At 63.9% G+C, this 13,228-nt stretch carries 12 protein-coding genes and 1 tRNA gene; 3 read left to right on the top strand and 10 right to left on the bottom strand.

The features are described from left to right. Positions 1-2: 2 nt before the first annotated feature. Both EB815_RS08365 and EB815_RS08360 read right to left on the bottom strand, forming a co-directional pair. On the bottom strand, positions 3-1,118 hold the full coding sequence (locus EB815_RS08365; protein WP_056575986.1) for a CobW family GTP-binding protein: 1,116 nt from the start codon (positions 1,116-1,118) through the stop codon (positions 3-5). A gap of 4 nt (positions 1,119-1,122) precedes the next feature. Further along, positions 1,123-2,289 (bottom strand): D-alanyl-D-alanine carboxypeptidase family protein, encoded by a 1,167-nt coding sequence (locus tag EB815_RS08360; protein ID WP_056575984.1) that lies wholly within the window; start codon positions 2,287-2,289, stop codon positions 1,123-1,125. A gap of 271 nt (positions 2,290-2,560) precedes the next feature. Here EB815_RS08360 and EB815_RS08355 point away from each other — a divergent pair, with 271 nt between their 5' ends. The 3 genes from EB815_RS08355 to EB815_RS08345 all read left to right on the top strand — a co-directional run bounded on the left by EB815_RS08355 (position 2,561) and on the right by EB815_RS08345 (position 4,385). Further along, positions 2,561-3,724 (top strand): M20 aminoacylase family protein, encoded by a 1,164-nt coding sequence (locus EB815_RS08355; RefSeq protein WP_056575983.1) that lies wholly within the window; start codon positions 2,561-2,563, stop codon positions 3,722-3,724. An 85-nt stretch (positions 3,725-3,809) separates the two neighbouring features. Then, positions 3,810-3,886: transfer RNA gene (locus tag EB815_RS08350), tRNA-Arg, on the top strand. 46 nt (positions 3,887-3,932) lie between these two features. Further along, positions 3,933-4,385, top strand: a complete 453-nt coding sequence (locus EB815_RS08345) for a helix-turn-helix transcriptional regulator (protein WP_155772506.1) — start codon at positions 3,933-3,935, stop codon at positions 4,383-4,385. Positions 4,386-4,670: 285 nt separating this feature from the next. Here EB815_RS08345 and EB815_RS08340 read toward each other — a convergent pair whose 3' ends face one another. The 8 genes from EB815_RS08340 to EB815_RS08305 all read right to left on the bottom strand — a co-directional run bounded on the left by EB815_RS08340 (position 4,671) and on the right by EB815_RS08305 (position 13,105). Next, entirely contained in the window at positions 4,671-5,528 is an 858-nt protein-coding gene (locus EB815_RS08340; protein WP_056575979.1) for an MBL fold metallo-hydrolase, read from the bottom strand. 412 nt (positions 5,529-5,940) lie between these two features. Beyond that, entirely contained in the window at positions 5,941-6,294 is a 354-nt protein-coding gene (locus tag EB815_RS08335; RefSeq protein WP_056576558.1) for a cupin domain-containing protein, read from the bottom strand. A 138-nt stretch (positions 6,295-6,432) separates the two neighbouring features. Then, complete coding sequence (locus EB815_RS08330) at positions 6,433-7,326, bottom strand: sugar phosphate isomerase/epimerase family protein (protein WP_056575977.1); 894 nt, start codon at positions 7,324-7,326, stop codon at positions 6,433-6,435. Between the two features lie 71 nt (positions 7,327-7,397). Then, positions 7,398-8,336, bottom strand: a complete 939-nt coding sequence (locus EB815_RS08325) for an ABC transporter substrate-binding protein (RefSeq protein ID WP_056575975.1) — start codon at positions 8,334-8,336, stop codon at positions 7,398-7,400. A gap of 80 nt (positions 8,337-8,416) precedes the next feature. Continuing rightward, positions 8,417-9,409: an ABC transporter permease subunit gene (locus tag EB815_RS08320; protein WP_056575973.1), complete on the bottom strand. Its 993-nt coding sequence runs from the start codon at positions 9,407-9,409 to the stop codon at positions 8,417-8,419. Then, entirely contained in the window at positions 9,406-10,950 is a 1,545-nt protein-coding gene (locus EB815_RS08315; RefSeq protein WP_056575971.1) for a sugar ABC transporter ATP-binding protein, read from the bottom strand. Before EB815_RS08315 ends, EB815_RS08320 begins: the two co-directional genes overlap by 4 nt. Then, positions 10,947-12,326, bottom strand: coding sequence for an FGGY-family carbohydrate kinase (locus tag EB815_RS08310; protein WP_056575969.1), 1,380 nt, complete (start codon positions 12,324-12,326; stop codon positions 10,947-10,949). The genes EB815_RS08315 and EB815_RS08310 overlap by 4 nt, the downstream gene beginning before the upstream one ends. Beyond that, positions 12,323-13,105: a DeoR/GlpR family DNA-binding transcription regulator gene (locus EB815_RS08305; protein WP_056575967.1), complete on the bottom strand. Its 783-nt coding sequence runs from the start codon at positions 13,103-13,105 to the stop codon at positions 12,323-12,325. The genes EB815_RS08310 and EB815_RS08305 overlap by 4 nt, the downstream gene beginning before the upstream one ends. Positions 13,106-13,228 lie beyond the last annotated feature (123 nt).

Raw genomic sequence — 13,228 nt, 5'->3', positions numbered from 1 at the left:
ATTCAAAGTCCGGCGATCGCCAGCGGGTTGTTTTCCAGCGCCGCCCGATCCGGCGTGTCGATCGACGGCCGGTTGGTGAAGGCGGCGAACAGCCGGCGCACATAGTCTTCCGGCATATCGAGCGTGATCAGTACGAGCCGTGTGCCGCGCTGGCCGTCGGGCCAGGCCGGCAGCCGCGCCGGCGGATGCAGGATCTTCTGCACGCCGTGGATGACCAGCGGGCGTGACGGATCTTCCCTGAGCTCGATCACGCCCTTCATGCGCAGCAGCTTCTCGCCATGCGTCGAACGCAAGAGATCGAGGAACATTTCTATGGCCGAAAACGGCACCGGACCGTCATGGACGAGCGAGTAGCAGCGCACGCGCTGATCGTGGCGATGGCCATGATCGTGATTATGCCGGTGGTCATGACCGTCATGGTGATGGCCGTGGGCGTGGTCATGCGCCGCTTCCTCGCCGAGCCAGCGCCGCACGTCGGCGGATTTGGTGGCGGGATTGTAGAGGCCGCAATCAAACAGCGCCGCCACGCCTGTTGCTGAAGTGCCGGCATCAAGCAGTTCGGCGCCCGGATTCATCTGCCGCAGGCGCGTCCGCAGCGTGTCGAGGTCGCCGGCATCGGTCGCCAGGTCGACCTTGCTGAGCACGATGCGGTCGGCGACGGCGACCTGCTTGACCGCCTCGACATGGGCATCGAGCGTGGCATCGCCGTTGATCGCGTCGACCAGCGTGATGACGCCGTCGAGCCTGAAGGCCTGGACCAGTGCTGGATGCGCCATGATCGACTGCAGCACCGGCGCCGGGTCGGCAAGGCCCGTGGTCTCGACGATGACGCGGGCAAGCCGGGCGATGCGGCCGGTCTGCAGCTGGTCGACGAGGTCGGCCAGCGTGTCGACCAGTTCGCCGCGCACGGTGCAGCACAGGCAGCCGTCCGAAAGCTGGATGATGCCGTCTGAAGCCTGCTCGACCAGCAGATGGTCGATCGCCACCTCGCCATACTCGTTGATGATGACCGCCGTGTCGGCCAGCGCCGGGTCCTTCAGGAGCCGGTTGAGCAGCGTTGTCTTGCCCGCTCCGAGGAAGCCGGTCAGCACCGAGACAGGGATCGGGAATCCGCTCATCAGGTTAGTTCGCGACCTTGGCCGGCTGATCGCCTTGCGCGGCGGAACCGGCAACGGCCGGACCGGCGCCGGTTGGCGCCGGCCGATCCGGCCGCCAGCTCGGAATCGGCACGTCGGCATATTCCTTGCCGCCCTGGTCGAGCATCGCCTTCGGCGCCGGACCTGTAGCGCCGCCGAGGCCGACGGCGACCAGCGTCGGCACGTGGTCGAGCTTCTTCTGGTAGGGCGATTTCGGCACGTCCTTGGCGGCGGCGGCCGGCGGCGCCTCGGACTGCTCCTCCGGCGTCTTTTTCTTGCAGACCTCGTCATGCATGTCGTTGGGCGAGACCGTGTCACCGTAGGGCGCCAGGGTGGCGACAGTGGCCGAGCCGGCGGCTTGCGTGTCAAATCCCTGGTCGAGCAGTCTTGCCGCGGCCTCGGCACGGCTGACCGCCGATTTCTCGCCAAGCACAACCGCGACCAGCGTACGCCCGTTGCGCGTCGCCGAACCGATCATGTTGAAGCCGGAAGGGCAGACGAAGCCCGTCTTCATGCCGTCGGCGCCGGGATAGCGGCCGATCAGGAGGTTGTAGTTCGGGATCGCCTTCTTGCCGACCGCCAGCCCTTCGATGGAGAACCACGGCGCATATTGCGGGAACTCGCGGCGGATCGCCATCACCAGCACCGAAAGGTCGCGCGCCGTGGTGTATTGGTCGGGCGAGTAGAGGCCGTTCGGATTGACGAAATGGGTGCCGTTCATGCCGAGCCGGGCCGCCTCGGCATTCATCCTCTCGGCGAAGGCGGCCTGCGAGCCGCCGACATTCTCGCCGACCGCCATGGCGATGTCGTTGGCCGATTTGACCAGCATCATCTTCAGCGCATTGTCCAGCCGCATCACCGAGCCCGGCTTGAAACCCATCTTGCTCGGCGGCTCGCCGGCGGAATGCTTGGTCACCTTGATCGGCGAATCAAGCTGGACTTCGCCGGCCGCGATCGCCCGGAACGTCACATAGGCGGTCATCAGCTTGCTGAGCGAGGCCGGATACCAGCGCTTGAACGCATCCTGATGCTGCAGGATCTGGCCGTTCTTCAGGTCGAAGACAACCACCGGATTGGCCAGCCCCGGCCCGGCCAGGACCGGGAGCACGATTGCGCCAGCCGAGAATAGTTTGAGGAAATGCCTGTGCCGCATGATCGAATCCGAAATCGCCTCTTGCCCTGATCGCCCCTGGCTCCGTAAGATTTCGTTACGTGACCGCCAGCATAAGGAGTCCGTCCCTCAAAAACGGACCGCATTGTTGCGGTGCTATTTACCCTATGTGACGCCAACATGGCAAAGCACCTGACAATCACAATTGCAAAACACCCGGCACAATTGCAAAACGGGCACAATTGCAGAACACTGGGCCCAGTTGCAAACACCAGGCTGAAGCCGGCTGCTCCAACCACGAAATGGAATCATCATGCCAATCCTGAACCGCGCCGCTGAAATGCAGGACGAAGTTGCCGGCTGGCGTCGGCATCTGCACCAGACGCCGGAGCTCAATTTCGACGTCTTCAAGACGGCCGCCTTCGTCACTGAAAAGCTGAAGGAGTTCGGTTGTGACGATGTGGTCACCGGCCTCGGCAAGACCGGCGTCGTTGGCATCATCCGCGGCCGCCAGGGCGAAGGCGCCACCATCGGCCTGCGCGCCGACATGGACGCGCTGCCGCTCAACGAGATATCAGGCAAGGCCTATGCATCGACCGTTCCCGGCAAGATGCACGCCTGCGGCCATGACGGCCACACGGCGATGCTGCTGGGCGCCGCCAAATATCTCGCCGAGACACGCAATTTCGCCGGCTCCGTGGCGGTGATCTTCCAGCCGGCGGAGGAAGGCGGCGGCGGTGGCAACGAGATGGTCAAGGACGGCATGATGGAGCGCTTCGACATCGCAAAAGTGTTCGGCATGCACAACATGCCGGGCCTGCCTGTCGGCCAGTTCGCCATCCGGCCGGGCCCGATCATGGCGGCGACGGCCGAATTTACCATCACCGTGAAAGGCCGCGGCGGCCACGCCGCGATGCCGCATGGCACGATCGACCCGATCGTCATCGCCAGCCAACTGGTCGGCGCGCTGCAGACGATCGCCTCGCGCAGTACCGATCCGGTCGAGGCCGTAGTGGTATCGGTGACCAAATTCCATGCCGGCGACGCCTACAACATCATTCCCGAATCAGCCGAGATCGCCGGCACCGTGCGCACCTTGCGCAAGGAGATCGCCAAGAAGTCCGAAGAGCGCATCCGCGCGATCTGCGACGGACTGGCGACCGCTTTCGGCGCCAGGATCGAAGTGGACTACCAGGCAAATTATCCCGTCACCTTCAACCACGCTGAAGAGACGGTGTTTGCCAGCGACGTGGCGGCCGATGTCGCGGGCGACAGCCATGTCCACCGCGGCATCCAACCGGTGATGGGCGGCGAGGATTTCTCCTACATGCTGGAAGCCCGCCCTGGCGCCTTCATCTTCATCGGCAATGGCGACACCGCCGGTCTTCACAACCCAGCCTATGATTTCAACGACGAAGCCATCCCGCACGGCATGAGCTACTGGGTGAAACTGGCGGAAACCGCGCTGGCCGCCTGAGGCCCGCCGCGCAAGGAGCCGGCCGAATTGCATGCGGCCGGCCCCTTGGCGAAACGATCCGAAGCGGCTATGTGTCTGGCCGCGTGGTCCCGTAGCTCAGTAGGATAGAGCGGCAGATTCCTAATCTGTAGGTCACAGGTTCGATTCCTGTCGGGATCACCACGAAAAACACAGGAAATTCAGCCGGTTAGACGATCTAATCCAAAGGTTGGTTGTCATTCGATCGGCAAGGAAGTCATTTGAAGGGCTTCAAAATCCATCGACGGTGGTTGCCACTACCTGCAAATCAATAGGCGATGCGCAGGTTGGCATTGAAGGTCCAATCGCCGATAACGCACATCAGATCGGCATTGTGCGCCTTCCCGGCGTATCCGGGTTTCGTTCCCTCTTTTCGGGCGGTCCGCTCTTTCTGCTCATCGTACGCAACCTGTCGACGCCGGCCAAAGCCACCACGATAGCGGATTTGGCCCCTGCCTTCGGTCTGACACCCGCCGAACAGAGGCTGTGCGAAGTGCTCTTGCTTGGCCATCCACCAAAGGAAGCCGCCGATATGCTGGGGATCGCCTCCGAAACGGCCAGGCATAGGCTGAAGGCAATCTTTCAGAAGACCGACACCCATAAGCAGAGTGAGCTGATCGCCCTCCTGGGACGGCTACTCTGAGATTGGGCGCGCACCCTCCGGCCAGCTCGAACTGAACGGCAGTAACCAGGCCCGGCTTCAAGACCTGTTTGTCGCCCGTGGCGACTGTCGAGCCAAATGTGGTTGCCTGGACCGCACAATTTGGCGTCAGCCGGTATCCGCGTCTATTTCGTCACGACCCAAATACGGGATCGCGCGGATGGCGCATTCTCGAAGGCGATGATTGCTCCTTCAGCGCACCAATGGGCAGACAGCTGCCGCTCCACGTCACCGCGCCATAACCCTCTTTGACCAAGGACCGGAAGCCTACTGAGGCTTGTCGCTCGGCGCCCATTTGAAGTGATCGCCGTCTTTCTCGATATAGCCGACACCCGGGAAGGGGAAATGTGGCGCAAAGATCATTTCGTGGTCCTTGGCCAGTGTCGCCAAAGTCTTGGCCCGGTTGTGTTCCGCCTCCGGCTTGTCGCCGTCGAAGGCCACCGCCCAGTCGGGCCTGGCGAGCGAGAGGATCGAACTGTGCACGGTATCACCGATATCAAAAAGCCGTTCTTTTCCGGATTTGATCTGATAGCCGACATGGCCTGGCGTATGGCCCTTGAGCGCTACCGAGGTGATGCCGGGGGCCACCTGGGCGCCGGCCTTGAACGGTTTCACGTGATCGGCGATCACGTTGACGATATCGGCCACTGCCTTGTTGGACTTGGCAAAATTCCACTCCACGTCCGACATCCGTATCGTGGCGTTGGGGAAAGCGAGTTGCCCATCCTTGACCAGTCCTCCGATATGATCGGGGTGAGAATGGGTGATCAATATTTCACTGACGTCACCTGCTTTCACCCCGGCCTTGGACAGGCTGTCCTGCAGCGCGCCGCCGACTCCGGTGTCGATCAGCACAACGCTGTCCTTTGATTTCACCAGCAAGGCATCGACGCTCAGCGTGATGGTGTCAGTCGGAGCCCCCGCGGCCTTGAGCAATTCGCCGACCTCCGCGGGGCTGTGATCGAGGCCGAAGGTCGTGCCATCGTTTGGCTTCACGAACTGGGCGTCGTGCAAGGCTGTAATGTCAAGCTCGCCAAGCTTGAACGACTTGGCGTCCGGCTGCTGCGCAGGCATCTGCGCCATTGCCAACCCCTGATGCAGAACCATCAAGGCCGTCACGGCCATCAGCCTGACCGTGGAATTGAACCTCGTCATATGGGTATCCTCTCGCTGCGGGCGGCGCGACCGTAACGGATTGCCTCCACCGCGACAGGCAGTTTGGGGTCCCGTTCGATCACAAATGCGCTAGCGGATATAGGTCTCGAGCATGCTCCGGCAACGGCAGTCCGGTGCCGATGTCGGTTTCCTGGGACAACTTACGAGCTGGCAAACAAGCATTCTCCAACGCTCGGCCTGCCTGTGACGTAGTCGAAGTAGGCATCGTCCTCTTCTGTACGGACCGTACGATGACGAGGCGCGTCATGAGAGGCACAAGCGTCCGCATGTCCAAGCGAGGCAACCCGTCAAGCCGGCAAGGAAAAGCCCGCCATGGTTCGCCATGGCGGGCCTCTCATGCTGCGACTTCGATCAGGCTGGTTCAGCCAACCCTGACCACGAAATGCTTGGTCACCGGCTCGATGATCTTCCAGGTTCCCTTGAAATCGGCTTCCACGACGAAAGCATCGCCGGGGCCCACTTCGACAGGCGTGCCGCCATCCGGCGTGATGATGATGCGACCGGCGATCATGTGCACGAACTCGTAATCGGTGTAGGTCGCGTGATAGGTGCCGGGTGACGCCCGCCAGGTTCCCGATATCACCTTGCCGTCCGCTGTCGTGTGCTGGACGGCGGTCTGCATGGTCGGCTGGCCCTCGACCGCGATCCAGCCAGGCAGGTCGCCGGCTTCCGCGTGTTCGACGGGGCCGAATTTCAGGATCGTCTTGTTCGTCATGCCTGGCTCCTTTTGCTTCATCTGTCCGAGAGGTCGGATAGCCGATGCGCATGACGGGAGCAATGCAAATACCAGGAGAACCAGCGGCGTTTCCGCATCGGTAACCCAGCTTGGAACGCCCTGTTGCCCGCTACCGCGCTACGGCTTGTGCCGGGCCGAGACGAGTTCGGCCTTGCGGTGCGCCGTTTCCAGCCCGAGACCGATGAAGGCGCGCGCGTGCTTGGCGAGCGCCATGTTGTCGGTCCACAGATTGCGCCAGATCGCGGTTTTCTTCGACAGGTTCTCATCGACGATCTCCGAGGAGAAGGATTCGAAGCTGAGATCGTCGGCGTAGCCGATTGCGGTCAGCGCATCGAAAATCCCTGCGAAGTCGATGTTGCCGGTGCCCAGGAAACCGCGATGGCTTTCGCCGATATGGACATACCCGATCTTGGCTGCGGCATGGCGGATGGCCAGCCCGACATCGGCCTCCTCGATGTTCATGTGGAACGTGTCGAGATGCAGGAAGATGTTGTCCGACCCGGTATCCTCGATGAAGGCCAACCCTTGCGCGGCGGTGTTGAGCAGATTGCTTTCGAAGCGATTGACGATCTCGAGATTGAGCGTGACGCCGGCCGCCTTCGCCGTCTCGGCGACCTTGGCCAGTGTTCCGGCGCTGCGGTTCCATTGGTCGCGCGTCGGCGCTTCGACCTGCAGGCCGTGGCTGGTCGAGAGGATCCCGGCGACCTTGCGGCCACCAAGGTCGCGCGTCAGCGCGATGGTGTCGTTGAGGATATCGACGCCTCGCGCGGCTGCCGCCTTGTCGGCGCTCGATATGTCGCCGTCGCCAGGCAATCCTATGCTGATCGCCACGCCGAGGCCGAGATCGGCGATACGTTTGGCAAGCCCGCCAATGTCGACGTCGGCGGGATCGAGATAGGAGAATTCGATCAGGTCGAAGCCAGCCTCCCTGGTGTTGGCCAGCGTGCGTTCGAGCTCGCTCTGCGCCGAGCTTGCCGACCAGACGAAAGAATGGATTCCGATGCGCGACATGATCGTCTCCGGGTTAGCGGCGATGAGGAAGGCGCGGCCGGATCAATCCGGCCGCGCTTGTGTCGGACTGATCAGCGGGCCGCGGTCCAGCCCTTGTAGTCCTTCAGGTTCTCGGCGGTGATCAGCTTGGGATCGAGCAGCACGGTTGCCTCCGCCGGCTTCTTGCCGGCGAGCAACTCCGCCGCCATCGTCAGCGACTGGCCGGCCATCACATAGGGGTCCTGCGAGGCCGAGGCCTTGATCATCGAGGTGCCGGAAGAGAGTTCCTTCTCGATATCGGGCGCGCCGTCGACCGCGGTGATGATGAACTCGGAGCGGTTGAGCTGCTTGGCGGCGAGCTGCGCGCCGATCGCGGTCGGATCGTTGATGGCGAACACCGCGTCGATCTTGTCGAAACGGGTGAGCAGCGACTGGAATACCTTCAGGCCGCCATCGCGCGAACCTTCGGCGTTCTGGTCGTCCGAGAGGATCTTGATGTCGGGATGCTGAGAAAGCACGTTCTTGCAGCCCTTGACCCGTTCCAGGATCGACGACGACGCCGGGCCGTTGAGGATGACGTAGTCACCCTTGCCGCCGGTGTGGTCGACCAGGTACTGGCAGGCTTCCTCGCCGGCCTTGACGTTGTTGGTCATCACGGTGACGTCGGCCCCCGGCGCCGAAACGTCGAAGGCGGCAACGATGATGCCGGCGGCCTGTGCCTTCTTCACCGCCGGTGCGATCGCCTTGGCGTCGACAGCGTTGAGCATGATCACGTCGACGCCGGCGGCGATGAAGGAATCCACCTGCGAGACCTGCTTGTTGAGGTCGTAGTCGGCCGACACCGACGTCACCTCGACCTTCGGGTTGATCTTCTTGGCCGCGTCCTCGATGCCCTTGATGGTGGCGACGAAGAAGGGGTTGCCGAGCAGGCCGACCGAGATGCCGACCTTGTTGAGGTCCTTGGCCGATGCCGGCGCGATGGCGGCGGCCGCGAATGCGGCGCCGCAGAGCAGTTTGGCGATGGTTTTCATTACGCTTACTTCCTCCGATTGCCCCGCGCCTCTCACGGTGCGTTACACAAGCCTGCCTTTGAAGCCGGCGACCAGGTCACTCACGTTCTCGCCCCTGCCTGGAGCCGGTAGCGGTCGAGGGCGACCGCCACGATGATGACCAATCCCTTGATGATGTACTGCCAGATGTCCGAGACGCCGGCCAAGATGAGCCCGTTTGAGAGCACCGCGATGATCAGGCCGCCGATCAGCGTGCCCCAGATCGAGCCGACGCCGCCAACGAAGCTGGTGCCGCCCAGGATGACCGCGGCGATGGCGTCGAGTTCGTAGGACTGGCCGAGCTGCAGGCCGTTGGCGGCGTAGAGCCTTGCCGCCGACATCGCGCCGCCGAGCCCGGCGAGCAGGCCGGAAACGCCATAGACGAAGAGCAGCACCAGCGGCACCTTGATGCCGGTCAGCCGCGCCGCCTCGGCATTGCCGCCGACGGCATAAATCCATGTGCCAAGCACCGTTCGCTTGAGCACCAGCCAGGACAGCACGACGACCGACAGTGCGATGATGACCAGCCACGGAATGCCGAACAGCGAGCCGTTGCCGATGAATTCGAACGGCAGGTCGGAGTTGAACACGGTCGTGTCCTGCCCGAGCAGGCGGGCGATGCCGCGCACGGCCGTCAGCGAACCCAGCGTGACGATGAAGGGTGGCAGCCTGACATAGGCGACGAGCAGCCCGTTGACGAGGCCAAAGCCGAGGCCGGCCAGGATGGCCGCCGGCACGCCGAGGAGACCCCAGTCAGGCACCAATGACACCAGCACCGCCACCATCGCCGCGGCGGCGAGGATGGAGCCGACCGACAGGTCGATGCCGCCGGTGAGGATGACGAAGGTCATTCCGGCCGCCAGCACGATGTTGATCGACGATTGCTGTGTGACGATGAGCAGGTTGGTTTGGGTAAGGAAGCGCGGATTGATGAACTGGAAGCCGGCCGCCAGCAGCACCAGCACCGGCAGCATGCCAAGTGCGGCAAAGGCGGTGCGCAGCCGGCGGCTTCTGACCGCGGCCTGATCCACGCTCGTCGTCGTTCTGTCGGTCATTCCTGGGCCGCTCCCGTCGCAAGTTCCATGATCGCTTCCTGACGAAGCGGCTCGCCCCCGGATGCAGTCACCTCGCCCGCTATGGTGCCGTCGCGCATCACCAGCACGCGGTCGGCGACGCCGATCACCTCGGGCAATTCGCTGGAGATCATCACGATGGCGATGCCTTTGTTGGCGAGATTGTCGATCAGCCGGTAGATTTCCGACTTGGCGCCGACATCGACGCCCCGGGTTGGCTCGTCGAGGATGACGACCTTCGGCTCGGTCTCCAGCAGCCGGGCGAGCAGCACCTTCTGCTGGTTGCCGCCCGACAGCGAGCCCGCATTGGCCTGCGCCGAACGGGTTCGGATCGACAGGTCGGTAATCGCTTTTGCCGCACGCCTGTCGGCGGCGCTGAAATCACGGAATCCGGCGGCCCGCGCGTCCCTGGCCAGCACGCCCATGTTGATGTTGTCGGAAATCGACATGTCGAGGAACAAGCCAAGTTCCTTGCGGTCCTCGGTGAGGTAGGCGATGCCGGCCTCGAGCGCCTCGCGCGGCGAGCCGATGGAGATCGGTTTGCCCTCGAGCTCCACCGTGCCCGATATGCGTTTGTCGGCGCCGAAGATCAGCCGGGCGAGTTCGGTGCGGCCGGAACCGACAAGACCCGCCAGGGCCAGAACCTCGCCCTTGTGGAGGTCGAACGAACAGTTCTTCAACAGCCACCCGTCGGACATGCCGCGCACCGAGAGCGCGACCGGGCGCTTCTCGTCCGGTGGGCGATGATCCTTCTTGTAGAAGGCGGAGAGATCGCGTCCGACCATCATCGACACCAGCCGCGAAGCGTTGAGGTCGGCGCGCTCCAGCGTGCCGACATAGCCGCTGTCGCGCAGCACGCTGACGCGATCGGCGAGCTGGTAGACCTCTTCCATGCGATGGCTGATGTAGATGATGGCGATGCCTTGCGATTTCAGCGTCGCGATCACCTCGAACAGCCGGTCGGTCTCGCGCGAGGTCAGCGACGTGGTCGGCTCGTCCATGACGATGATGCGCGCATTGGTCGATAGCGCACGCGCGATCTCGACCATCTGGCGCTCGCCGAGCGACAGGCTGGAGACCAGGGCACGCGCAGAGAAGGAAACGCCGAGCCGCGCGATGATTTCGTTCGCGCGCCGGCCGCACTGGTCACGGTCGACGATGCCGAAGCGCCGCGGCTCGTTGCCGAGGAAGATGTTCTGGGCCACCGTCAGGTTGGGCGCCAGCGACAGCTCCTGGTAGATCACCGCGATACCCGCGGCTCGCGCCTTGATCGGATCGCCGGTCGCGGCGGGCGCGCCATCGATCAGGATCTCGCCGCCGGGATCCGGCCGATAGGCGCCCGACAGCACTTTCATCAGCGTCGACTTGCCGGCGCCGTTTTCGCCCATCAGCGCGTGCAGCTCGCCGGCATGGACGGTGAGCGAGACATCGTGCAGGGCGCGGATCGCGCCGAAGGTCTTGGAGATGTGGCGCATCTCCAGCACTGGATGACTGCTTGCGTGTTTCTGCGCCGGCACGCTCATCGTACACCGCCCGCAGCCTTGACGGCGGCGCCCCGCGCGGCAATGCGATCGCGCCAGGCGTCGCGATAGCCGGCGAGGCCGCCGAAGCCCGCCGCATACACCGCCTCTGGCGCCTCGGCGGCGAATTCGCGCCCAACGCTCTCGAAGGCGAGCGCCGCGGCCCCCGTGGCACTGCCTTCCAGCGAGGCGCCCTGCAGGAAGGCCTGGCCGGGGCGCAATTGCGCAATGAGCCCCGCAAGCAGGCCGCCGGCGTTCAGCCCGCCATCGACAATGACGGTGTTTTGCGAATGGATGAGGTCAAGGCAGAGATCGACCATCAGCGCCACATAGAGCAGAGCCGCCGCGGCGCGTTCTCCGGCATCGGGCGTGCGCCCGACCAGCCGGCCGGCACTGTCCGGCATCGGCCCGCCCGGCGCGAAGCTCGGCAGCGCCATGATGCCGGCGTCGATCGCTTGCTGGATCGAGCCATGCGGAATCGCGCCTTGCCAGCCGTCGCTGATGACGGCGAATTCGCGCCCGCCCATGAAGCGGATGGTCGGCACCGGACCGCCGTCGACATCGACATTGACCAGCATGTCGCGCTCACGGTCGAGCACTTCCAGCGGACAGTCGGGATTGAGCACGATGACCCAGGTGCCGGTCGACACGACGGTCAGCGGGCCAAGGTCCTGCCGGCGATAGGCATGCAGCGCCGCATTCGAGTCGTGGACGCCATTGTGGATGGCGATCGGCCGCGCCGCGCCTGCGAGGCGCCGTTCGCCGATGACCGTGCCGGCGCGCTCGAAGGCCGGCATCCGCCCGCGCCATCCCTGGGCATCGACCAGTGAGGAGAAATCGCGTTTGCGCGGCGCCCACAAATGCGAATGGCAACCGAGATAGGACACTTCGCATGCTGCCCGGCCGCCCAGGCGCCAGCTCCAATATTGCGGATAGCCGAGGATCGATTTCGCCGCCGCGAACGCATCGGGATCGACCTCCTGCAGCCACAGCATGTGACGGCCATAGTTGAAGCCGAGCGGCAGGCGAGGCGAGAACGTCTCGGCAAAATCCGGAATGCTGCGATCGATCCGCGCGGCGATTTCGGCCGGCGGCTCCTGCTCGTAGTCGAGGATCGGATGCGTCAGCGCCGCGTCATCGACGAGAGCAAAGGTGCAGCCATGGCCCGACACCATCACCCCTTCCACGCCATGGTTTTCGACGGCGTCCGTGACGGCACCGAGTGCCCAGTCATGGAGCTCGGCCTCGTCGAGCACGCTGAACCCGTCCTTGCGCGCCCATTTCGGCTGGGTTCGGCGCTCGTCGAGAATGCGCCCGTCCTGGCTGAAGACGAACAGCTTCGAATTGGTCTTGCCGAAATCGAGCACCGCCAGCCTCATGGGATCGCCCCCGAAGTGGACGCAATCCGCACCATGACGCCGGCATCTTCCAGCATGCGCGCGTCGGCATCGGACAGCCCGTCATCGGTGACCAGCGTACCGATGCGCGACAGCGGCAGCGCGACATTGCGCGCGTGGATCGACAGCTTGCGACTGTCGGCCAGCACCACGATCTGATCGGAACAGAGGCTGAGGTCGGCGATGGAGCGCACCAGCAGGGGGTGCGATTCCAGCACCCCTTCCTGGTTGAGACCTTGCGCGCCGAGAAAGAATTTCGATGCGTAGAAGGGCGCTGCCTGGGTCAGGGAATGGATGATGCCGGGCTCGCGATGCAGCTCACCACCCGCAACAGTGAGGCTGCAATGGCCATGGTCGCTGAGATAGGCGGCCAGCGGCATCGAATTGGTGTAGAGGCGGATGTTGCGGTCGGCGAGCTTGACTCCGAGGTGGAAGCAGGTCGAACCGCCATGGACGATCACGGCGTCGCCGTCGCGCACCATGGTCGCCGCTACGGCCGCGATCTGCCGCTTGGCCTCGACGGCGAGGTCGCGGTTTTCGTCATAGGGCCGGGCATAGGCAATGCCCGCCTGCGAGGCGCCGTCGAGCGCCGAGATGCCGCCATAGACCTTGCGCGCCTCACCGGCCTCGTCGATCCGGTCGATGTCGCGCCTGACCGTTGCAGCCGAAACGCCAAGCCGCTCCTGCAGCTCGCGCACCGAGGCAAACGGGCGATCCCGCAGCAGTTCGACGATCTGACGCTGGCGGCCGGAGTCGCTCAACTTCTTCCTCCCAATGCCATTTTCTCACGGCAATTGGCGCAACTTACTCAACATTAGTGAGATTGCAAGCCAGTTTTGATGATAGTAGATCACTGTTGACGCAAGTCGCTCGCATCTGCGATA

Source organism: Mesorhizobium loti (assembly GCF_013170705.1).
GTDB classification, from domain to species: Bacteria; Pseudomonadota; Alphaproteobacteria; order Rhizobiales; family Rhizobiaceae; genus Mesorhizobium; species Mesorhizobium loti_D.
Note: the sequence above shows the minus strand (reverse complement) of the source record. Positions and strands in the feature narration are given on the sequence as shown.